Here is a 22,437-nt window from a genome sequence, read left to right as displayed (position 1 = left end):
CCGTGGTCGGTCACTCTTTGATCCCCAGCCGCTCGTACGCGAGCTTCTTCGCCCAGCGGTAGTCGGCCTTGCCCGACGGGCTGCGCACCATCTCGTCGACGAAGAGGATGACGCGCGGCAGCTTGTAGCGGGCGAGGTGGCGGGCGGCGAACTCGGCGAGCTCGTCCTCGGTCGGGGCTTCGCCGGCGCGCGTCTGCACCACGGCCGTGACCTGCTGCCCGAAGCGCTGGTTCGGCGTGCCGACGACGACCGCGTCGTACACCGACGGATGGTGCTTGAGCGCCTTCTCCACCTCCTCGGGGTAGATCTTCTCGCCGCCGGAGTTGATCGACACCGAGCCGCGGCCGAGGACGGTGATGGTGCCATCGGCCGCCACCGTGGCGTGATCGCCGGGCACCGCCCAGCGCATGCCGCCGATGGTGGGGAAGGTCTTGGCGCTCTTCTCGGCGTCCTTGAAGTAGCCGAGCGGCACGTGGCCCTTGCGCGCCAGCCAACCGGACTCGGCGCTGCCGGGTTCGAGCACGCCGCTGAGATCGTGGCGCAGGACGACGGTGTCCTCGTTCATGCGGAAGGTGCCGGTGGACGCCTTGCCGCCGCCCAGCGACACCTGCTGGCCCTGGCCCCCGGTCTCCGAGGCGCCGAAGCCGTCGATGATCATCAGGTGCGGGATGCGCTCGAGGAAGGCGTCCTTGAGCGCCGGCGTCAGGATGGCGCCGCCGGAGAGCAGGATGCCGAAGGCGGAGAGGTCGTACGACTTCTTGTCGAGCTGGTCGATCAGCGGCCGGCCGAAGGCGTCGCCGACGATGACCAGGAAGCGCACCTTCTCGCGCTCGACGGTCGACCAGATGTCGTCGGGGTCGAGCCGCTCGGGGATCGACTGGATGACCACGGTGCCCCCCTGGTGCAGGGTCATGAACGCCATCCAGTGCGCGGCGCCGTGCATCAGCGGCGGCGCCGGGCAGGCGCGCAGGGTGCCCTGCTGCGCCGCCTCGACGATGGCGTCGACGCTGGCGAACTTCGGGCCCATGGTCGGCGTGCCGCCGAGGGCGCCGAAGAAGATGTCCTCCTGCCGCCACAGCACGCCCTTCGGCATGCCGGTCGTGCCGCCGGTGTAGAGGATGTAGAGGTCGTCGGGCGACCAGGCGAGGGCGGGTCGCTCGGGCGATGCCGCGGCCAGCGCCGCCTCGTAGTCGACCGCGCCGGGCAGCAGCGCATGGCCGGACTCGTCGGCGACCTGGATCAGCACGTCGAGGTTGGGCAGCTCGCCGCGGATGCGGGCGACGTTGGGGGCGAAGCGCGCGTGGTAGACCAGGGCGCGGGCGTCGGCGTCGTTGAGCAGGTAGATGAGCTCGTCGTCGACGTAGCGGTAATTGACGTTGAACGGCGCCACCCGCGCCTTGTACGCGCCGACCATGCCCTCGAGGTACTCGTTGCAGTTGTGCAGATAGAGCCCGAGGTGGTCCTGGCCGGACTCGAAGTTCCGCAGCGCGCTGCGCTCCTGCCGGCAGCGCAGGCCGCGGCTGGCGAGGTAGTTGCCGAGCCGGCGCGTCCGCTCGTTGAACTGCGCCCAGCTATAGCGGCGGTCGCGGAACACGAGGCATTCGCGCTCCGGGATCGCCGCCGCGATCGCCTCGCTGATCTCGGCGAGATTGAAGTTGGTGTTCATCGCGACCTCCCAGGGAAGGGGAAGGATTCACAGATGGCGGCGGGCCGATCAAGACACGCGGATGAACGCGGATCCCGCGGCCCCGCGCCGCCGCGACGACGACGCCCGGTCCCATCCCCTGGGTTGACCGTTCCCAGGGCGCCTCATAAGTGGGAACGGATCATGACTGCAGGAGCGTCACCGGCCTTCGCGCTCATCCGTGTCGCCCGCGGCGAGGCGCGTCCCAGCGAGGAACGGCTGCGCGCCGCCCTGCAGACCGACCGCGAGCGCCTGCGGCAGCCGGCGCCGCCGGCCCCGACCGAGATGCAGGTCGCCGGCCCGTATCACATCCTGGTCGACGGCAACGAGCTCGACGAGTACGTGGTCTGGGAACGCTGAGCCGTCGCCTCCGCCATCCGTTCGCGATCCTGGAGCGGCGGTGACGACCACGCGCCGAAGGCACCGGGGCGCGCGTCGCGAACAGGCGGCGCTCGCCGAGGGCCGCCGCTGACGGCACCGTTCTTCGGAGCGCGTTTCGAGCCGTCGAGCCGCGCCGCGTCCAATTGCCGCCCCGGTGTTCCTGGGGGCTCTCCGTGGTGACCGTGCTCACGGCGTCAACCGTTCCAGCATGCGCGGGAAGGGGATCGTCTCGCGCACGTGCGGGATGCCGCACAGCCAGGCGACGACGCGCTCGATGCCCATGCCGAAGCCGGCGTGGGGGACCGAGCCGTAGCGGCGCAGGTCGAGGTACCAGCCGAAGGCCGATTCGGGCAGGCCGTGCTGGCGGATCTTGGCTTCCAGCGTCGCCAGGTCGTCCTCGCGCTGGCCGCCGCCGATGATCTCGCCGTAGCCCTCGGGCGCCAGCATGTCGACGCACAGCGCGAGCCGTGGATCGGCGGGATCGGCCTTCATGTAGAAGGCCTTCATCTCGATCGGGTAGCGGTGCACCAGCACCGGGCGGTCGAGCTCGCTGGAGATCGCGGTCTCCTCGTCGGCGCCGAAGTCGGCGCCCCACTCCACCGGGAAGCCCTTGCGCTGGAGCAGGGCGATGGCCTCGCCGTAGGTGATGCGCGGGAACGGCTTCCGCACCCGTTCGAGCAGCGCGACGTCGCGTTCGAGCGTCTCCAGCTCCCGGCGCCGGGTGGCGACCACGCGCTGCACGATGGTGGCGACGAAATCCTCGGCGAGGTCCATGTCGCCGGCGAGATCCATGAACGCGACTTCCGGCTCGACCATCCAGAACTCCATCAGGTGCCGGCGGGTCTTCGACTTCTCGGCGCGGAAGGTGGGCCCGAAAACGTAGACCTTGCCCAGCGCCAGGGCGCCGGCCTCGCCGTAGAGCTGGCCGCTCTGGGTCAGGTACGCGGTCTCGTCGAAGTACGGGGTCTCGAACAGCGTCGTCGTCCCCTCGCAGGCGGCGGGGGTGAGGATCGGGGCGTCGAAGAGGACGAAGCCGCGGTGGTCGAAGTACTCGCGGCAGGCGCGGATCACCTCGGCGCGGATGCGCAGGATCGCGTGCTGGCGCGCCGAGCGCAGCCACAGGTGGCGGTGGTCGAGGAGGAAGTGGACGCCGTGCTCCTTGGGCGTGATCGGGTACTCGGCCGCCTCGTGCACGACCTGCAGGTCGGTGACGCCGAGCTCGTAGCCGAGCGGCGCCCGCTCGTCCCGGCGCACCACCCCGGTGACGATCAGCGAGGACTCCTGCGGCAGGTGGTCGGCGCGCGTGAACTGTTCCTCCGGCACGTCCTTCTTGAACACCACGCACTGCAGGATGCCGGTGCCGTCGCGCAGCAGGAGGAAGTGGAGCTTGCCGCTCGAGCGCTTGTTGTACAGCCACCCCTTGAGGGTGACCGTCTCGCCCTCGTGCCGGCCGATGTCCTCGATGTAGACCCAGGGAGCGTCCATACGCCTCTCATAGCCCACAGACGGACGCCGATGGCCATCGCCGGCGGCGAACGTCGGGGCGCAGGGGGCGGCCGGTCCGTGTCCATCGGCGGCGACCCGTATCGATCGGTGCCCGGTCTTGACTCTCGCCGCGAAACATACTGAACGTTCAGTATGGGCGCTTCGCCACGGCCCGCACGCCCGGACAACGGGCGGCGGGACCTGATGGACATCGCGATCGACTGCTTTGCCCGCTACGGCTACCAGGGGGCGTCGATCGATCGCATCGCCAAGGCGGCGGGGCTGACCAAGGGCGCGATCTACTACCACTTCAAGGACAAGGAAGAGCTGCTCTTCGCGGCCGTGAAGAATCGCGTCGGCCAATTCGAGCGGCGGGTGAGCAGCGACCTCGGGACGGTGCAGGATGCCGTCGCGGCGCTGCGCCACGTCACCGACGTCTGCCTGGAGCACGCGACCCGGAGCAATCACCGCCGGCTGATCGTCACCCTGATGGTCGAAGCCTTCGGCACCAATGCCCGGCTCTCGGCGCAGTTTCGCGACATGATGCGCCGCTTCCGCGCCTTTCTGCGCGGCATCATCGAGGTCGGCCAGCGCCAGGGGGTCTTCCGCGCCGACGTCAGCGCCGTCACCGCCGCGGGCGTCTACGCCGGCGCGGTGATGGGTGCCGAGATCGAGTACTACCAGGACCCCGGCCACATCGATCTCGGCGAGCACCTGCGCACCTTTCTCGATTCGTATCTCACCTGGCTGGCGCGCCCCGCCGCGGCGCCGGCCCGCAAGAGGAGGCCGTGATGGTCGACTTCGAGCCGTCCGAGGAGCAACAGCTCATCCGCGACACCGTGCGCCAGTTCGCCGTCGAGCAGGTGCGCCCACAGGCGCGTCCGACCGACGAGAGCGGGGCGGTGTCCGAAGCGCTCGCCCAGCAGGCGTGGGAACTCGGGCTGGTGCAGAACACCATCCCCGAGGCCTATGGCGGCTTCGGCGCCGATCACTCGGCGATGACCAGCGCCCTCCTCTGCGAGGAGCTGGGGTGGGCGGACCTGTCGATCGCGCTGCACATTCTGGCGCCGCGGCTGGTCGTCGAGCCGGTGCTCGAGCTGGGCAGCGAGGCGCAGAAGCAGGCGGTGCTGCCGGCGTATGCCGGGGCGCGCTACGTGCCCGGCAGCGCGGCGATGGTCGAGCCGGCCTTCAACTACGACGTGCACGCGATGCACACCACGGCGGTGCGCGCCCACGGCGATCTCGTGCTGAACGGCAGCAAGTGCTACGTGCCGCTGGCCGCCGAGGCGGAGCAGATCCTCGTCTACGCGCACGGCGAGCAGGGGCTGACGGCGGTCCTGGTGCCGCGCGACGCCGCGGGCCTCGCCATCGGCGCGCGCGAACAGAACATGGGCCTCAAGGGGCTGGCGACCTACGAGCTGCAGCTCACCGATTGTCGCGTGCCGGTGGCCAACCAGCTCCAGGGCAGCCTGCAGCCGCTGCTCAACCGGCAGCGGGTGGCCAGCGCCGCGCTCGCCGTCGGCGTCGCCCGCGCCGCGTTCGAGTACGCGCGCGACTACGCCAAGGAGCGCAAGGCGTTCGGGATGTTCATCGCCCAGAAGCAGGCGATCGCCTTCATGCTCGCCGAGATGGCGATCGAGATCGACGCCACCCGCCTGCTCACCTGGGAGGCGGCGTGGCGCATCGACCGCGACGACGACGCCACCCGCGAGGCCTGCCTGGCGCGCCGCTACGCCGCCAACATGGCGCTCAAGGTGACCGACAACGCGGTGCAGGTGCTCGGTGGCCACGGCTACATCCGCGACCACCTGGTCGAGCTGTTCCTGCGCAACGCGCGCGGCTTCGGCGTCATCGACGGCCTGGCGATGGCGTGAAAGGCGGGCTGGTGCGCTCTTCGGCTGTCATGCTTCCGGAGCTCCGGCCCCTGACAGCGTCACACCCTCAGGAACCCTGGACGATCGCTTCGACAACGACGGACAAGTGAGGTTGCACCCATGATCGACTTCGAGCTTTCTCCCGGCATCGAGAATTCCCGCCAGATGATCCACATGATGGCCGAGCAGACGATGCGGCCGATCTCGCGCGAGTACGACGAGCGCGAGCACGAGGATCCGACCGAGTGGCACCAGATGATCTGGGCGATTTCCAGCCAGAGCCCGGTGACGTTCGGCGGCGGCAAGAAGAAGGGCGACGGGCCCTCGGAGAGCAACCTCGCCAGCGTGGTTTCGATCGAGGAGCTGTCGTGGGGCGACGCCGGCCTCTACCTCAGCATTCCCAATCCCGGCCTCGGCGGCGCCGCGGTCGCGGCCGCCGGCACGCCGGAGCAGCGCAAGCGCTTCCTCGCCCGCTTCAGCGAGGGGGCGCCGAAGTGGGCCGGCATGGCGATCACCGAGCCGGGCGCCGGCTCCGACTCGGCGGCGATCACCACCACCGCGACGCGCGACGGCGACGAGTGGGTGCTCAACGGCACCAAGATCTTCTGCACCAGCGGCCATCGCGCGCTGGAGAAGTCCGAGGGTTTCGTCGTGGTCTGGGCGACGGTCGACAAGTCGGCCGGTCGCGCCGGCATCAAGGCCTTCGTCGTCGACCACGGCACGCCCGGCGCGACGGTCGTGCGGGTGGAGGACAAGCTGGGCATCCGCGCCTCCGACACCGCCGCCATCGTCTTCGAGAACTGCCGCATCCCCTACGACAACATCCTCGGCAACCCGGAGGTGAAGGGCGAGGGGTTCAAGGGCGTCATGGCGACCTTCGACGCCACCCGCCCGGCGGTCGCCGCCAGCGCCATCGGCATCGCCCGCGCCGCCGTCGACTTCGTCCGCGAGGCGCTCGCCAAGGCGGGGGTCGAGATCCGCTACGAGGCGCCGGCGCACAAGCTGACCGCCCTCGAGCGCGACTTCATGGACATGGAGTCCACCCTGCAGGCGGCGCGGCTCCTCACCTGGCGTGCCGCCTGGATGATGGACCGCGGCATGCACAACAACCTCGAAGCCTCGATGTGCAAGTCGAAGGCCGGCCTCGCCGTCACCCAGGTGACCCAGAAGGCGGTCGAGATCCTCGGGCCGCTCGGCTACTCGCGCAAGCTGCTGGTCGAGAAGTGGATGCGCGACGCCAAGATCAACGACATCTTCGAGGGCACGCAGCAGATCAACCTGATGATCGTCGCCCGCCGCATCCTCGGGTACTCGAACAAGGAGCTGAACTGAAGGGATTCCAGACTCCCCGCCACGGCGGGCACGGAGTCCGCCGGCAGGCCTCCGGGGCGGCCGCACTGCCTCCGCGCCGGTGGTGTCGGCCTCGGGGGGCCGGGCTGGGGAACGGGGCTGGTTTGAGCGTAAACCGGCGTGCTACACGGATTGGCTGAAATGGCCACGTACTGGATCGGCACGTCGGGGTACAGCTACAAGACCTGGAAGGGGCTCTTCTACCCGGAGTCCCTGCCCGACGGCGAGATGCTGCGCTACTACGGCGAGCGCTTCGCGGCGGTGGAGATCAATTACACCTTCTATCGCACCGCGACGGTCCGCCAGCTCCAGAACTGGGCCAAGGAAGTGCCCGAGCACTTCACCTTCACGCTGAAGGCGCCGCGCCGCATCACCCACGATCTGCGGCTGCGCGACGCGGCCGATCTCGCCGCCGATTTCTGCGACACCGCGCGCGCCCTCAAGCACAAGCTCGGCGCGCTGCTCTTCCAGTTGCCGCCCTTCCTCAAGCGCGACACGCCACGCCTCGAGGACTTCCTGCACCAGATGCCGGAGGGCTTCCGGGTCGCGTTCGAGTTCCGCAATCCGACCTGGTTCACCGACGAGGTCTACGACACGCTGCGCCGCTTCAACGTGGCGATGTGCGTGGTCGAGGCGCCGGAGCGGGCGACGCCGTTCGAGGCGACGGCCGACTTCGGCTACCTCCGCCTGCGCCAGCCGAGTTACGACGATGCCGAGATGGCCGCGCTCGCCGAACGGATCCAGGGCGCCGCCGGCGGCTGGCGCGACGTCTTCGCCTACTTCAAGCACGAGGACGACGGCCTCGGTCCGGTCCTGGCGACCCGCCTGCGCGCCGCGCTCGAGGGCGCCTCGGCGCCGGTCGCCGCGACGCGCTGAGGCGCCTCCGGCGGTCGCGATGCCCGCCGTCCCGCGCCGCTTCGCCGTCGACGACGGCTCCGTAAGCGGCGCCGTTTCGCTGCCGCCGCGGCCGCGCGGGGTCACGGTCGTGGTCGCGCACGGCGCCGGGACGGCGCTGGACCATCCCTTCCTGGTCGCCTTCGCCGGCGGCCTGGCGGCGCGCGGAATCGCCGCGGTGCGCTTCAACTTTCTCTACACCGAACGCGGCGGCCGCGTCCCCGATCGCGCCCCGCTGCTCGAGGCCTGCTACCGCGCCGTCCTGGCGGCGGTGCGCGCCGACCCCGCGCTCGCCGGCCGCCTGGTGATCGGCGGCAAGTCGATGGGCGGCCGCATCGCCTCGCACCTCGCCGCCGCCGGCGAGCCGGTCGACGGCCTGCTGTTCCTCGGCTACCCGTTGCACCCCGCCGGCCGGCCGCGGCAACTGCGCGCCGCCCATCTGCCGCGCATCCAGGCGCCGATGCTCTTCCTCACCGGCAGCCGCGACGCCCTCTGTCCGCTGTCCACCCTGCGCCCGATCCTGGCGGCGCTCCCCACCGCCACCCTGCACGTCGTCGACGACGCCGACCACTCCTTCGCGGTGCGCAAACAGAGCGGCCGCGGCGCGGCGCAGGTCATGGACGAGTTGCTGAGCGCCACCTGCGCCTGGCTCGGGTGAACGGCGCGGACGCGCGGCGGCGACCCCGCGGCGCTCACAGCTTGCCGTCGGCCAGCAGGCGGACGACCTCGTCGGGGGGCAATGCCTCGATCCCGTCGGTCGTCCGGAAGGCCCGGTCGCCGGTATGGACGAGGATGCGCCGCTTGGTGGCCTTCAGCTCGGCGATCGCCTTCAGTCCGGCGAGGTCCGCCGGCCCAGGCCGGGCGGTCGACTTCACCTCGATCGCGACCAACTCCCGACCGCGCCGCAGCAGGAAATCGACCTCCACCCCGCCCTGCGCCGGGGCCCAGTAGAAGATCTCGTCGTAGAGACCGCGATAGGCGTGCGTCGCGTACAGCAGGCCGCCGACCCACCCCTCGAGCAGCGCGCCGCGCTCCTCCGCCGACGGCGCGTGGAAGTCGCGCTTCATCGCCCGCACCACGCCAGGATCGGTCCAGTAGAGCTTCGGGTGCTTGCGCTCCTTCACGCGCAGGCGCGCCTCGTAGGCGGGCAGCAGGCGGACCAGGTAGGTGTCCTGGAGAATCTCCAGGTAGCCCGCCACGGTGGTGCGGGCCACGCCGGCGTCGCGCGCCAGACCGGCGACGTTGACGACCTGCCCGTGGAACAGCGCCGCGATGGGCAGGAAGCGGGCGAAGCCGGGCAGGTTCCGCACCAGCGCCTCGGCCTGGATCTCTTCGCGCAGGTAGAGCTGGGTGTACGCTTCGAGGCGGTCGCGCTTGTCCGCCGCCTGCCATATGATCGGCAGGCTGCCGTAGCGCAGCACCTCGGGAAGCGCGAAGTCGGCCCCCAGCTCCTCCGGCAGCAGCGGGTGCATCTCACGCCGCAGCGCGCGCCCGGCGAGCAGGTTCGTCCCCGTCGCCTTCAGCTTGCGCGCGCTCGAACCGAGCAGCGCGAAGCGCAGGCCCAGGTCCTCGATGCAGCGATGCACCTCGTTGAGCAGCGCCGGTAGGCGCTGGATTTCGTCCACCACCACCCAGTCGCCGCGCCGCTGGCGGCGGAGCTCGTCGGCGAAGAGGCGGGGGTCGCGCAGATAGGCCTGGTAGACCCGCTCGTCGAGCAGATCCAACCGCGTCGCCTTCGGGAACGTCGCCCGCGCCCAGGTGCTCTTGCCGACCCCGCGCAGGCCGAACAGGAAGAAGCTCTCCCGGGGAGCGGTGAGCAGCCGTCGGTAGGATCGCCCTGACGCCATGCCGTCATATTTCCAGGACGAATGACGGCATGCCAGCACTGAGTGCGACCGGGAACGGATTGCCGCCCGGCCCCAGCATGCGCATGAGGCTCCTGACGGACTTGTCCGTCACCTCGGCGGGGCTCGAAAAGCCCACCGTGACGTTGGTGCAGTCTGGCGGGATCGCCTTGCCGATCACGCGAGGGCGCGATCACCGTCCAGCGCCAGCCCGCGGCGGCGCACCAAGGGCAGTATGCGCCGCCGCATGGTGGCCAGCAGGCCGTCCACCTCGCGATCCGTGGGCGGGCGATCCGCCACCACGCAGCGCGCACGCTGCCGTCGCGGAAGAAGGCGCCAACGCCTTCGTCACGCCCTTATCTCCAGTCTCAGAACTTCGCCAGCGTCGCGGGCCGCGCGAAGGTGTCAGCGGTATAGGCAGTGGAAGCGACGTCGACATCATGCTGGTGACCACGTCGCTCATCGCGAGCCGCCGAGCAGCACCGAGATGTTGGCCGAGTAGTAATTCGCAGTCACGAGATCCGGACGGCCGTCACCGTTCAGATCCGCGACCGAAATGCAGCTCGGGGAGGATCCGCCGGTGAGAAAGGTCTGCGCTCGCTCAAACGTTCCATCGCCATGTCCGAGCAGCACCCACACATCCGAGGTCGCGAAGTCGCCAATGACGAGATCGGGATGGCGGTCGGCGTTGAGGTCTGCAATCGCGATGGAGTCCGGCTGCAGCCCCACGGGGATGGCCTGAGTCACCGCCAACTTTCCGGCGCCACGTCCGAGCAGGATCGAGACACTCTCCGAGCCGCAATTGGCGACTGCCAGATCGGGCTGACCGTCACCATTGAGATCTTCCGCCGCGATGGCGACCGGGCGATTTCCCACCGCCAACCGCTGCGCTGTTTCGAATGTTCCGTCGCTCGCCTGCAAGAGCACCGTCACGTTCCCGGCGTTCAGGTTGGCGGTTGCCAGATCAGGGCGGCCGTCACGATTGAAATCCGCCACCGCAATTGAGTGCGGACTGCGGTCGAGCTCGACGGACTGGAACGGGGAGAACGTCCCGTCGCCGTCTCCGAATAGGATGGAGGCGGCGTCTCCATAGAAGTTTGTGGTGATGAGATCGGGACGACGGTCCGCATTGAGGTCTGCGATCGCGACCGCATGTGGACCGCCGTCGACGACAAACGGTCGTGGGGCGGAGAACGTGCCATCGCCATGCCCCGACAGCACCCATACCCCGTCTCCAGCGGAATCGGCGCTCACGAGATCGATGCTGCCGTCCCCATCCAGGTCGGCCATCGCGATCGATCCTTGTCCGCTGCCGATCGGGAAACTCTGCGGCGCATCGAATGACCCATCACCTCGCCCCAGGACGACAGTCACGTCGCCGGAGTCGCTGTTCGCAGTAGCCACGTCGAGCCGGCCATCTCGGTCGAGATCAGCGAGGACGAGACAGGACGGATAGCTGCCGACGGCGAACCTTCGCACGTCGGCGAAGGTTCCAGTGCGGGTGCCAAAGAGCACCGACACGCTCGATGAACCGGCGGCGGCAATATCGACACGGCGGTCGCCATCAAAGTCTGCCACCGCAAGCGCAACAGGGATTTCCCCGGCTGCGCCGTGCTGTGCATCCGCGAAGGTGCCATCTCCATGCCCGAAGAGGACCGAGAGCGTCCCCGATTCGGTATCGGCAGTGACCAGATCAATCCGACCGTCCCGATTCAGGTCCGCGACGGCGACCGCGCTCGGTGCCGAGCCGACGGCAAACGTCCCCCCTGTCGTGAACCCTCCGTCCTCCAATCCGAGCAACACCGAGACGTCGTCGCTTGCGTGGTTCGCGCTGATCAGATCAGGCCGCCTGTCGCGATTCACATCCGCCACCGCCAGTGAGACCGGCTCGGTGCCGGTCGGGAAGGCGGCCATGACCGGAAACGTTCCATCGCCGCGTCCCCAGGCAACCGTCACTTGGTTGAGATCAGCAGTGGCGACGGCAAGATCGATGCGGCCGTCCTTGTTCAAATCGGCCAGCGCGAGTGCGCGTGGGCTCGTCACCGGAATAGCCAACGGGGACGCGAATGTTCCGTCGCCTCGCCCGAGCAGGACCGTCACATCGTGCGAATCCGCGTTGGCCGTAGCCAGGTCGGGGACGCCGTCCCGGTTCACGTCCGCGACCGCAACCGCGATCGGCCCTGTTCCTACCGGAAACGGCCTCGCCGGAGCGAAGGTTCGGTGGCCACGTCCGAGGAACACCGAGACGTCGTTCGAATCGGCGTTGGCGGTGACCACATCGGCATACCCGTCCCGGTTGATATCCGCCACCGCGACTGCGCTCGGGGCCACACCGGTGGCAAACAGGCGCGCATCGAGAAACGTGCCATCTCCACGTCCAAAGAGCACCGCGATTTCGTCATCATACCCATTTGCCGTCACCATATCGGGCGCGCCATCGCCATCGAGGTCCGCCGCCGCCACCGCGTTCGCAGAGCCGCCGACATCGAAGCTTGCACCGGGGAAGAGCCGCGCCGCGGAGGGCGCCCTGGCTGCAACGGCGGTGGGCGAATGCCCCTCGCCACAGCCGAGCGCCAGCGCCAACGCAGATCCCACGAAGAGGAGGTGGCGCTGACGATTTCGCTGACAGCCACCCGCTCGGGGCCATCGCAATCGCCCACCAGCGCCCTCGCCGACCCGCCGAGCGGGGCGATCGCGAGCACCGTCACGCCACTCGCCCAGACAAGACATCATCGTAGCGTCCCTTCCAGCGTCCCAGCCGGAAGCAAGAGAGAGGCCGAACAGCGCGGAGTGATGCTGGCGCATGGATCACGCGTATGTGCTCGCGCGCTCGCAATGGCATGACGGCTCTGCCTATCGGGTGGCCGCCACGGCCGGCGCCCTCGACGACGCCGAGCCGTGCGACAGGCGCCCGACAACCTCTCGTACCCCCGCGAGCTCGCGCGCCGGCGCGGCGCCCGAGTGTGGGAAGCGCCTGCCGCCGCCGACTACCGGCAGGCGCACGCGACGCGCTGGAAGCCGTCGGTGGCTTTCGGGCTCGTGGCGGGCTTGGCGCAGCGTCCGGTGCCGGGAAACCCTCCGGGCAAGAAGATGCTGTCGATGAAGCAGCCGCTGCCACCCCGGTCGCTGCGGCAATCCGCTGACGGCGCATCGAGGCCGCCGGCCGAGGCGCCGAGGGCCTGCAACACGGCCGCGCAGTTCGCGTCGGTGCCTCCGCTGCCCGCGACGGCACGGGTGGCGACGTCGTAGCGGAGACCCATGCTCTTGCATGTCGTCTTGCAGTCGGTCGGCGCGCCGGCGATCCCGCTCGCGACGTTGAAGGGGGTGAGGGTCCAGCAGGCGCCGAGCAGCGCAGTCGTTCCCTCGGGGCAGGTCGCATCGCGGTTCACGCAATGACCGGTGACGACGTCGCAGACGTCCGTCGTGCACGTGAGACCGTCGTCGCAGGGGCGGGGCACGTTGGTACACCCCAGGAAGGGGACGCAGACGTCGTCGGTGCAGGAGATGCCGTCGTCGCAGAAGGTGGAGGGCCGCGGACGGGACTCACACCCGCGGCTCGGCGAGAGGCAGAAGTCCTCCGTGCACGGATCGCCGTCGTCGCACGTCCTGGGGATGAACTGGCAGACCTTGTACGTGTCCGTCTGGATGCAGCGGTCGACGGTGCAGGCGTTGCCGTCGTCGCAGTCCGCGTCGAGCGCGCAATCGTCGCCGCACGGCCCGTCCGGGTAGATCTGGGTGACGCACTGGCCCGTGGCCGCGACGCATTGGCGCACCATGCAGCTCGGGTGGGTCGGGGGGAGGCACACGGTGGGTTCCGGCTCGCAGGAGGCCGTCGCTTCGTCGCAGGACCGGTTCTCGCAGTGGTTCGGGTACTCGGCCGCGCAGATCCGGTCGACCAGCTCGCAGGTCGTCCCGCCCGGCACGATCGTGTTGATCTTGCAGTAGAGGCCCGAGGGGTCGCACGCGCTCGGCGCCGTACACTCCGCGCACTCGCAGAGCCCGCCGCACGTGGTCGGATCGCACACGTCCGCCGCGGGGCACCGGGGCGCGTTCGACGCGAGCTTCGCGACCGGCTTCATGAGCTTGAGCACGGACCCGCCGCGGCGCGGGCCAATCGCGGCCCCGTACACCTCGATGCTGTGATGGGCCTGCTTCAGGTCCGCGAGGGCGCGCTTCACGTCCTTCTTGCATGCGGAGACCTTGCACGGGGTGACGCCGTCGCGGAGGGTCGTCGTCACGCCGTCGGACACCACGACGATGGCCTTCCGCGTGAGCGACGTCGGGCTCGCATCGGGGCGGCCGCTGGAGGCGAGGAGATTCGAGGCGGCGTCGAGCGCGGCGGCGATCGACGTCCGGCGCGCGCAGCACGCCGGCGTTCCGGGCGGAACCTCCTCCGGCAGGAGGGCCGGATCCAGCGTGTCCGTGCACGCGCAGTCCATCGCGCCCGCAGCGGCGTCGATGCTCGGGAGCGACGTGCCCTCCGAGAAGCTCATGATCGGCTCGACGCCGACATCGAAGTGGGCGATCGCGACGTTCGCTTCCGACGGCGCGACGCGCAGGCGTCGCGCCAGCTCCGCGATGATTTCGCGCGCCTGGTCGTACGCGGCGTTCGTGATCGACGCGGAACGATCGACCAGGACCAGGAGATCGAGGCGATCGGTTCCGCGGCAATCCACGGGCTCGGTGAAGACGGCGCTGTCGCTCAGGTCCGCGGGGACGACGGTGTCGAACGTGTACTCGGCGCCGTCGGCCCAGCGCGCTCGGCAGATGACGTCCGCCGCGAACCAGAGCCTGACGAGGGGCGTGTCGACGCCGGCCCGCGGTGCGACCTCGGTGCAGGTCAGGCCAGCGATGGTGACCGGGGGCGCACCGGTCGGCGCGTAGATCACGGGGTCGTTCACATAGATCGGGAAGGCGTCCGCGATGGGGTGAGCGCGGCAGCCGCCGTCGCAGCGTACGCCCACCTCGTAGCGCCGTTGGTTGACGCGCGGCACAGGCGGGGGGCCGAATCCGGGATCGTCGTAGCGGCGGATCTCGTGGAAGAGGCGATCGACGTAGTCGTAGCGCAGGCGATGCCGGGCGACGTCGTAGGCGATCACCCCGCGCACGACGGCGCCGTTCGTGTCCGGCCGCCGCAGCTCGAAGTTGCCGGTGAAGGACGATTCGGCGCTCGCGGGAGGGGCCGTGAGCAGCAGGACGATCGACAGGAAGGGTCTGCGCATGGGCGGATCGTGACCGGGCGGGGGGGACGGATGGAAGGCCCGATCTGTTCGATTTGGGTTCAATTTGCGCCGGGCCGGCGCCTCGCTCGCGAGCTGGATCCCTCACGGCGGCGCACGGGGACGGTTCCGCTCTCCGGGGACTGTTCCGGCTGGCGACGTGCGCGCAGCAGAGCCGGCTGGCGATGAGGGCGCGAAGGCGAACCCTTCACGTCATGGCGCGATCTGGCGCTGGCGAAGCAGCGCGGGAAGGCGGCGGTAGCCCGTGTGCGCTGGGGATTCCACACGGCCCCCCTGTCGGACCGGCCGCCGCGCGCCCCCCCGCGGCCGTCGAGCGGCGCGAGTCAGCAGGCCGGCGGATGACACCGTGGCCGCGGCCTGGTCCGGTGGTTCACGACGCCTCTCCGAGCAGGCGCGCCGCGTTGCGCCACAGCCACTGTTCCATCACCGCCGGCCGCAGCGGTAGGGCGCGCAGCTCGTCGACCAGCTCGCGCACCGGGCGGCCGATCAGGAAGGCGCCGCTGCCGTAGAGGATCTTGTCCTGGATCGTCGTCTGGCCGAAGCGCAGCAGCGGCTCCCAGCCGCTGCCCGGCGCGGTGAAGTACTTCGGGCGGTGCGCCGCCAGCTCGAGGTAGAGGTTGGGATGCTTCCACGCCAGCAGGCAGGCCTCGAGCACCCACGGATAGCCGGCGTGGCTGAGGATCAGCTTCAGCTCCGGAAAATCGCACGCCACCTGGTCGAAGTGCCGGGGATGCCCGAGATCGCTCGGCCGGCTGGTGGTCCAGTTCGCCGAGGCGTGGACGCTGACCGGCACGTCGAGCTCGACGCACAGCTCGTAGAACGGATAGTAGCGCCGATCGTCGGGCGGCAGGTTGATCATGAACGGCCGCAGGCTGAGGCCGCGAAAGCCGCGCCCGGCGATCCACTCGCGCGTCTCGCGCACCGCCGCGGCGCCGCGCAGGATGTCGACGCCGGCGAAGGGGATGAACCGCGTCGGATGGCGGGCCGCCACCGCCGCCACCAACTCGTTGGGGACGAAGACACTGTCGCGGGGGACCTGCTGATCGGACTCTGCGACCGCCACCGCCGCCACCAACTCGTTGGGGACGAAGACGGTGCCGCCGCTGCTCGCCTCGTCGAAGCCGGTGATCAGGGTGCGGGTGACATGGGCCTGGTCGAGCATCGCGACGATGTCGGCATCGTCGGCCGCCAGCGCGGCGGCGGCGCGGCGCAGCGTCTCGAGCGTCGGCTCGCCCTTCCAGAAGACGCGCAGGTAGTCGAGCTGCGGCAGCGGAAAGTGGTCGGCGATGTGCGCCATCAGCTCGCGCGTCGGCACGATCGGCGCCCACATGTCGATGGCGGGAATCGGCGTGTCCATGGCGGCCCCCTACTCCTTCGGCCCGCGGTCGCGCACCAGCCGGATGGCCAGGGGCGCCCCCGTCAGGCGCATGTCGCGCTGCGGGAACGGGATGTCGATGCCGGCGCCGCGCAGCGCGGCGTTGATCTGCACCGCCAGCTCGCTGCGCGTCGTCGCCAGCTTGTCGAGGGTGTCCGTCCAGCATTGCAGGACGAAGTTCAGCGCGCTGTCGCCGAAGCCGGTGAACAGCGCCACCGGCGCCGGATGCTCGAGCACCCGGGGGTGGTTGACGGCGACGCCGCGCAGCAGCGCCAGCACCTGATCGGGATCGCTGCCGTAGGCGACGCCGACCGTCACCTCCATGCGGCGCATGCGGTCGCTGAGCGTCCAGTTGGTCACCGCCCCCGAGATCAGCTCGCCGTTCGGCAGGATGACGTCGGCGCCGTCGAAGGTGCGCAGGGTGCTCGAGCGGATGCCGATGTGCCGCACCTCGCCGGAGAACGAGGCGACCTGGATGACGTCGCCCACCTTCACCGGGCGTTCGAAGAGCAGGATCAGGCCGGAGACGAAGTTGTTGACGATGGTCTGCAGGCCGAAGCCGATGCCGACGCCGAAGGCGCCGGCGAGCAGCGCGAAGCGGTCGAGCTGCAGGCCGCTGGCGGCGAGCGCCATCAGGAAGCCGACCAGCAGCACGGCGTAGTTGGTCAGCGTCGACAACGCGTACGGCATGCCGGGCGGCAGGGCGACGCGCGGATAGACGTCTTCGGCGAGGATGAACCGGACCAGCCGCGACAGCGCGAAGCTGAGCCAGACGGTGACGGCGAAGGCGAGCACGGCGCCGAGCGACAGGGTGAGCGACCCGACCGTCACCTCGGCGGCGAGCGCGGCGCGCAGGGCCTCGGTCAGCGGCTCGAACAGGCGCGCGTTGCGCAGCGTCACCACCACCCAGACGATGCCGGCCAGCCAGCCGAGCAGCACCTCGCCCCGCCGCTGCAGCAGCGCGCGGTGACGGGTGACCATCAGCAGGCGGCGCGCCGCCCGGGTCCGCAGCACGTAGGCCCACAGCGCTTCGAGCACCTGCAGGCTGCCGAAGAGGACCAGCGCCGCGTAGGCGCTGTCGAAGTTGGCCTCCTGCAGGTAGCGGGAGAGCTGCATGTAGCCGAGCGCGCCGGCGATCGCGCTGACGGCGATCAGCACCGCCAGCGCCTGCGCCAGCCGCTCCACCACCGGCGCCCAGCGCGAGTCGCGGTCCCACATGGCGCGGAAGCGGCCGCTGCGGATGAACCACACCAGGAAGGCGACCGCGCCGAGCCGCTCGACCGTGAACAGGAGCTGCTCGAGGAAGGGCTGCGACGACAGGAAGCGGGTGAGCTGGTCGACGGCATAGAAGATGCCGATCGCCCACAGCGCCGGCACCGCCGGCGGGTCGACCAGGCGGCGCAGCACGCGCAGGGTGGGCAGCAGCGCGGCGAATCCGACGAGATCGACGAGCAGCAGCGGCATGTCGGGCAGGAACCAGCCGGTCGCCAGCAGGGTCACCACCGCGGCCGCGGAGGCCGGCACCTCGAAGACGCGCGCGCCGCGTCCCAGGCTGCCGTCGTCCCTGGCCCACTGCGCCACCAGCGGGCGCGCCCGCCGCAGCGCGGCGGCGAGCACGAGAAAGAGCGCGAGCTGGAACGCCACCCGCGCGCCGCGGCCGGCCAGGTAGTCGCGCGCCCCCCCGATCTCCTCGCGCGACGCCGCCAGCGCGCTGCCCACCGCGGCGGCCATTCCCTCCGCCGGGTAGGTGGCCCACACCGGATCGCGGTCGGCGACCAGCAGACGGCCGAAGCTCTGGCGGCGGACGTTGGCGAGATCGCGCAGCGGCTCGCGGATCATCGCCGCCTGCGCCACCACCTGGTCCTGGAGCTCGAGCAGGCGCTGGCGGCGCGCCTCGCCGCCCTTGCGGGCGCCGGCGATGCTGCCGAGCGCGGTGTCGATGCGGTCGAGCAGCGCCGGCGGCGCGTTCTGTGCCCGCGCCTCGTCCTTGGTGGCGCGCCAGATGACGCGCAGGTCGTCCAGCCCGCCCATCTCGCGATCGAGCGCCGACGCCATGTCGGTGAGCGTCGCGCTCCAGGCGTCGAGCTGGCTGCGCAGCAGCCGCCACTTCTCGCTCAGGTTGTCGACGTCGCGCAGGGTGGGGCTGCCGGACAGCAGGCGGCGCGTGGCGGTCGCCTTGTCGTGGATCTCGGCCGCGACCACCGGCAGTCCGCTGACGATCGCCTGGATGTCGGGGCCCGGCTGCCAGCGCTCGTCCACCTGGGTGAGGTAGACGGCGAGCTCGTCGCTCTTCGCGGCGACGTCGGCCAGCGCGATCGGCAGCACCGCGGTCGCCGTCGGCGCCGGCGCCTTGGCGGCCGCCGTCGGTTCCGCGGCGCCGCCCCGCCCGCCGAGCAGCAGCACCGCCAGCAGCGCAGCGCACCAAGCCCGACCGATCGTCACAGCGGGCAGTCCTAGCAGGGCGCCCCTGGGGGTGCCACGCCGCGCCGGCCGATCACGCCGGTACCGTCCGCGACGGCGTCAGGCGTTGCGCAGCTTGTTCAGGCCGTTCAGGGCGGCGACGCGGTAGCACTCCGCCAGCGTCGGGTAGTTGAAGACGGCGTCGACGAAGTAGTCGGCGGTGCCGTTCAGGGCCATCACCGCCTGCGCGATGTGGATGAGCTCGGTGGCGCCGGTGCCGATGGCGTGCGCGCCGAGGACCGCGTGCGTGTCCTGCGCGATCAGCAGCTTGAGCATCCCCAACTCGTCGCCCAGGAGCTGTCCGCGGGCGATCTCGCGGTACTGGGCGATGCCCGTCTCGTAGGCGATGCCGGCGCGGGTGAGGTCCTCCTCGGTGCGCCCGACGGTGGCGATCTCGGGGATGGAATAGATGCCGTACGGCAACAGCGCGTTCATCGAATCGCACGCCGCGCCGTACATCCGGCACACCGCCACCCGACCCTGCTCCATGCTGGTCGAGGCGAGCGCGGGAAAGCCGATGACGTCGCCGACGGCGCGCACGTGCGGCACGCTGGTGGCGTAGCCGGCGTCGACCTTGAGGCGGCCGCGGGCGTCGGCTTCGAGGCCGACCGCGGCGAGGTTGAGCCCCGCGGTCGCGCCCTGCCGGCCGACGCAGTACATGAGGCAGTCGGCGATCACCGACTTGCCGCTCTCCAGCGTCACCTCGGCCATCTGCCCGGTGGCGGAGCGGCCGCCGCCGCTCGCCGGGACGGCACGGATGGTCACCACGTGCTCGCCGAGCCGCAGCGCCACGCCGTGCTGGCGCAGGTGGTACTGCAGCGCCTCGACGATCTCGCCGTCGACGAACTCGAGCAGCCGCGGCCGGCTCTCGATCAGGGTGACGCGGACGCCGAGCACCGCCAGCATCGACGCGTACTCGGTGCCGATGACGCCGCCGCCGACGATCACCATCGAGTGCGGCACGGCGGGGAGCGAGAACAGCTCGTCGGTGGTGAAGACGGTGACGCCGTCGAACGGCACCTGCGCCGGCCGCGCCGGCACGCTGCCGACCGCGATCACGAACGCGTCCGCGACGATGGTCTCGGTGGCGGTGAGGCCGGCGGCCTCGACGGTGTGCGGGTCGACGAAGCGGGCGCTGCCGTACACCAGCTCGATCTCGTTGTGCGCCAGTTGCCGCTGGACGATCTGCACCTCGGTCTGGATGACCGTGTCGTAGTAGCTCCAGAGCTGCTTGAGCGTCGCGGCGCGGCCGGCGGCGAGGAAGTCCTGCAGCCGCGGCGCCGCGCTGCGGATGCCGCCGGCGCGCAGGATCATCTCGCGCAGCGCCTTCGAGGGGATGGTGCCGGTGTGCACCGCGACCCCGCCCACCTGCTCGCGCTGCTCGACGAGGCACACCCGCTTGCCGAGCTTGGCGGCCTGGATCGCCGCCTTCTGCCCGCCCGGACCGCTGCCGATCACACACAGGTCGACCTGGCGCATGGCGCGCATTCAACCACAGCCGGCGGCGCCGGAACACCGGCTTTTCCCCCGCCGCTCGCCACTGCCCGCCGCGGGGGAGGCGAGTTGTGTCGGCGGCGCGAATTTGCGAGCCACGGCAGCCATGGGCCCGCTGCTCTCGCAGTTCCTCGCCCCGGCGCTGATCGGCGCTCTCACCGGCGCCTGCGTGGCGGCGGCGTCGGGGCTGGTCGAGGGCCAGCTCATGGAGCGGCTGGCGGACCTGCCGGGCTACCTGCCGGCGCTGCTCACGCCGCTCGCCCTGCTCGCCACCTGGGGGGTCGGACGCCTCGTCACCGGCTTCTTCACGCCGGCGACCTCGGAGCTCTACATCCACACCTACGTCACGCCCGGGGCGCGCCTGCCGTTGCGCGAGGTACCCGGCCGCCTCCTCGCCGCCGTCACCACCGTCGGCTTCGGCGGCTCGCAGGGGTTCGAGTCGCCGTCGGCGCTGATCGGCGCCGCCTGGAGCCAACTGCTGGCGCGGTGGACCCGTTCGGAGGACACCCGCCGCACGCTGCTGGCGGCGGGCGCCAGCGCCGGCATCGCGGCGGTGTTCTCCTCGCCGGCGATGGGCGCGCTGTACGGCATCGAGGTGCCGTACCGGCGCGACGTCGACGCGCCGCGACTGGCGCCCTGCGCCATCGCCGCCGTCAGCGCCTACCTGGTGCGGCGCGCCCTGGTCGGCGACGAGTTGCTGCTGCAGGTGGCGCCCTTGCCGCCGATCGACGCCACCTACGTCGCCGCCTGTGCCGCGGTGGCGATCTGCTGCGGCCTCGGCGCCCGCCTGTTCGCCGCCATCGAGGACGGGCTGCGGGCGATCGGCCGCCGCCAGACGCGCTTCACCCGGGCCGCGATCGGCGGCGCCGGCCTCGGGCTGCTGGCGGCCGTGGGCTTCGCGCTCTCCGGCGCCTGGATCACCTTCGGCCCCGGCTACGTCGCCGCCGACTGGCTGCTGCGCGAGCCGCACCCGCTGGGGCTGATCGGCGCCGTGCTCGCCGTCCGCGCCGCCGGCAACCTGATCTGCGTCTACGGCGGCGGCGGCGGCGGCGTGTTCACCTCGCTCGCCTGCAACGGCGCCTTCATCGGCCAACTGATCGCCGAGGCCATCGGCCGCGGCCATGCGCACCTGCTGCCGCTGCTCGGCGCCGCCTGCTTCCTCTCCGCCGGCTACCGGCTGCCGATCGCCGGCATGCTGTGGATCGGCGAGCAGAGCGGCAGCGTGACCATTTCGATCGCCGGCCTGGCGGCGATCGCCGTCAGCCAGCTCCTGATGGGCGAGGCCTCGGTGTCGGAGGCCCAGGCGGAGGAACGGAAGGCTTTGCTCAAGAAAGGTTGCTAGGTTGTTAGTTGTTAGGTTGTTAGTCTCAGAGGCCGTTCAGGCCTAACAACTAACAACCTAGCAACCTAACAACCTGGGGCTGCCTCGCGGGAGCAGCGAATTCTTGGGCAAGGCCGGAAGGGAGCTGACCGCGGCGCCTCACGGCGCCGCCGCCGCGAAGGTGTCGCACTGGTCGAGGTCGCCGCTCTGCAGGCCGCGGCGCAGCCAGCGGGTGCGCATGGCGGAGGAGCCGTGGGTCCAGGTTTCCGGGACGGTATAGCCCTGGGCGCGGCGTTGCAGTTGATCGTCGCCGATGGCGCTGGCGGCGCGCAGGCCCTCCTCGACGTCGCCCGGCTCGAGCAGATCGCTGCGCGCGGCCCAGACGCCGGCGAGGCAGTCGGCCTGCAGCTCCATGCGGACGGAGAGCGCGTTGGCGTCCGCTTGCGCCGCGCCGCGCTGCGCGGCGCGCACCTCGGCGGCGATCCCGAGCTGGTTCTGCACGTGGTGGCCGACCTCGTGCGCGATCACGTAGGCCTGCGCGAAGTCGCCGGGGGCTCCGAAGCGGCGCGCGAGCTCGTCGAAGAAGGAGAGATCGAGGTAGAGCTTGTCGTCGAGCGGGCAGTAGAAGGGACCGACGGCGGCGCTGCCGTAGCCGCATGCCGATTCCACCGCGCCCGAGAAGAGGACCATCACCGGCGGCTGGTAGCGGCGGCCGGTGTCGGCGAACACCCGGCCCCAGACGTCCTCCGTGGAGCCGAGCACGGCGGAGGCGAACTGGCCGAGCTGATCGCTCGGCGCGCCCGGCCGGCCCGGCGCCCGTGGCGCGTTGACCGCGCTGCCGGCGCCGTCGTTCACCGCCTCCAGCAGCACCAGCGGGTTCTCGCCGGTGAGGAAGGCGATGGCGAGGACCAGGAGCAGCGTGCCGCCGCTCAGCGCGATGCCGCGGCCGCGCGGGGCGCCCGCGCCGCGGCGATCCTCGACGTTGTCGCTCCGCCGTTGCTCCTGCCAGCGCATGCGGCGGTTCTACCACCGCCG

General features: G+C 70.9%; 17 protein-coding genes. 7 read left to right on the top strand and 10 right to left on the bottom strand.

All coding sequences use genetic code 11. The features are described 5' to 3' along the window. Positions 1 to 10: 10 nt before the first annotated feature. A complete protein-coding gene (locus tag KF840_04410) occupies positions 11 to 1,666 on the bottom strand; it encodes an acyl-CoA synthetase (GenBank protein ID MBX3024134.1) in 1,656 nt (551 codons plus the stop codon). A 162-nt stretch (positions 1,667 to 1,828) separates the two neighbouring features. Here KF840_04410 and KF840_04405 point away from each other — a divergent pair, with 162 nt between their 5' ends. Then, positions 1,829 to 2,044: a hypothetical protein gene (locus KF840_04405; GenBank protein MBX3024133.1), complete on the top strand. Its 216-nt coding sequence runs from the start codon at positions 1,829 to 1,831 to the stop codon at positions 2,042 to 2,044. A 207-nt stretch (positions 2,045 to 2,251) separates the two neighbouring features. Here the strand turns inward: KF840_04405 and asnS are convergent, their stop codons facing one another. Continuing rightward, a complete protein-coding gene (gene asnS / locus KF840_04400) occupies positions 2,252 to 3,550 on the bottom strand; it encodes an asparagine--tRNA ligase (protein ID MBX3024132.1) in 1,299 nt (432 codons plus the stop codon). A gap of 204 nt (positions 3,551 to 3,754) precedes the next feature. Between asnS and KF840_04395 the strand changes: the two genes are divergently transcribed. From KF840_04395 to KF840_04375, 5 genes are all read left to right on the top strand, one after another. Continuing rightward, positions 3,755 to 4,342, top strand: a complete 588-nt coding sequence (locus KF840_04395) for a TetR/AcrR family transcriptional regulator (protein MBX3024131.1) — start codon at positions 3,755 to 3,757, stop codon at positions 4,340 to 4,342. Next, complete coding sequence (locus KF840_04390; GenBank protein ID MBX3024130.1) at positions 4,342 to 5,424, top strand: acyl-CoA dehydrogenase family protein; 1,083 nt, start codon at positions 4,342 to 4,344, stop codon at positions 5,422 to 5,424. The genes KF840_04395 and KF840_04390 overlap by 1 nt, the downstream gene beginning before the upstream one ends. Positions 5,425 to 5,544: 120 nt before the next feature. Continuing rightward, positions 5,545 to 6,756, top strand: coding sequence for an acyl-CoA dehydrogenase family protein (locus KF840_04385; GenBank protein MBX3024129.1), 1,212 nt, complete (start codon positions 5,545 to 5,547; stop codon positions 6,754 to 6,756). A gap of 159 nt (positions 6,757 to 6,915) precedes the next feature. After that, the gene (locus tag KF840_04380) at positions 6,916 to 7,650 is read left to right on the top strand and encodes a DUF72 domain-containing protein (protein MBX3024128.1); all 735 of its coding nucleotides are present in this window, start codon (positions 6,916 to 6,918) and stop codon (positions 7,648 to 7,650) included. A 19-nt stretch (positions 7,651 to 7,669) separates the two neighbouring features. After that, complete coding sequence (locus tag KF840_04375; GenBank protein ID MBX3024127.1) at positions 7,670 to 8,326, top strand: dienelactone hydrolase family protein; 657 nt, start codon at positions 7,670 to 7,672, stop codon at positions 8,324 to 8,326. Between the two features lie 34 nt (positions 8,327 to 8,360). Here KF840_04375 and KF840_04370 read toward each other — a convergent pair whose 3' ends face one another. From KF840_04370 to sthA, 7 genes are all read right to left on the bottom strand, one after another. Then, positions 8,361 to 9,515: an ATP-binding protein gene (locus tag KF840_04370; GenBank protein ID MBX3024126.1), complete on the bottom strand. Its 1,155-nt coding sequence runs from the start codon at positions 9,513 to 9,515 to the stop codon at positions 8,361 to 8,363. 4 nt (positions 9,516 to 9,519) lie between these two features. Further along, entirely contained in the window at positions 9,520 to 9,693 is a 174-nt protein-coding gene (locus KF840_04365) for a hypothetical protein (protein MBX3024125.1), read from the bottom strand. Between the two features lie 278 nt (positions 9,694 to 9,971). Next, a complete protein-coding gene (locus KF840_04360; protein ID MBX3024124.1) occupies positions 9,972 to 12,095 on the bottom strand; it encodes a VCBS repeat-containing protein in 2,124 nt (707 codons plus the stop codon). A gap of 404 nt (positions 12,096 to 12,499) precedes the next feature. Then, entirely contained in the window at positions 12,500 to 14,734 is a 2,235-nt protein-coding gene (locus KF840_04355) for a VWA domain-containing protein (GenBank protein ID MBX3024123.1), read from the bottom strand. A gap of 388 nt (positions 14,735 to 15,122) precedes the next feature. Then, entirely contained in the window at positions 15,123 to 16,109 is a 987-nt protein-coding gene (locus tag KF840_04350) for an amidohydrolase (protein MBX3024122.1), read from the bottom strand. A gap of 9 nt (positions 16,110 to 16,118) precedes the next feature. Then, positions 16,119 to 18,569, bottom strand: coding sequence for a mechanosensitive ion channel (locus KF840_04345; protein MBX3024121.1), 2,451 nt, complete (start codon positions 18,567 to 18,569; stop codon positions 16,119 to 16,121). Positions 18,570 to 18,647: 78 nt separating this feature from the next. Beyond that, positions 18,648 to 20,066 carry a Si-specific NAD(P)(+) transhydrogenase gene (gene sthA / locus KF840_04340; protein MBX3024120.1) on the bottom strand — a complete coding sequence of 473 codons (1,419 nt, stop codon included), beginning with the start codon at positions 20,064 to 20,066 and terminating at the stop codon, positions 18,648 to 18,650. A 121-nt stretch (positions 20,067 to 20,187) separates the two neighbouring features. Between sthA and KF840_04335 the strand changes: the two genes are divergently transcribed. Beyond that, a complete protein-coding gene (locus KF840_04335) occupies positions 20,188 to 21,423 on the top strand; it encodes a chloride channel protein (GenBank protein MBX3024119.1) in 1,236 nt (411 codons plus the stop codon). A gap of 138 nt (positions 21,424 to 21,561) precedes the next feature. Here the strand turns inward: KF840_04335 and KF840_04330 are convergent, their stop codons facing one another. After that, positions 21,562 to 22,416 carry a neutral zinc metallopeptidase gene (locus tag KF840_04330; GenBank protein ID MBX3024118.1) on the bottom strand — a complete coding sequence of 285 codons (855 nt, stop codon included), beginning with the start codon at positions 22,414 to 22,416 and terminating at the stop codon, positions 21,562 to 21,564. Positions 22,417 to 22,437: the final 21 nt, after the last annotated feature.

The organism is bacterium, assembly GCA_019637795.1.
Taxonomy (GTDB): domain Bacteria; phylum Desulfobacterota; class Binatia; order HRBIN30; family CADEER01; genus JAHBUY01.
Note: the sequence above shows the minus strand (reverse complement) of the source record. Positions and strands in the feature narration are given on the sequence as shown.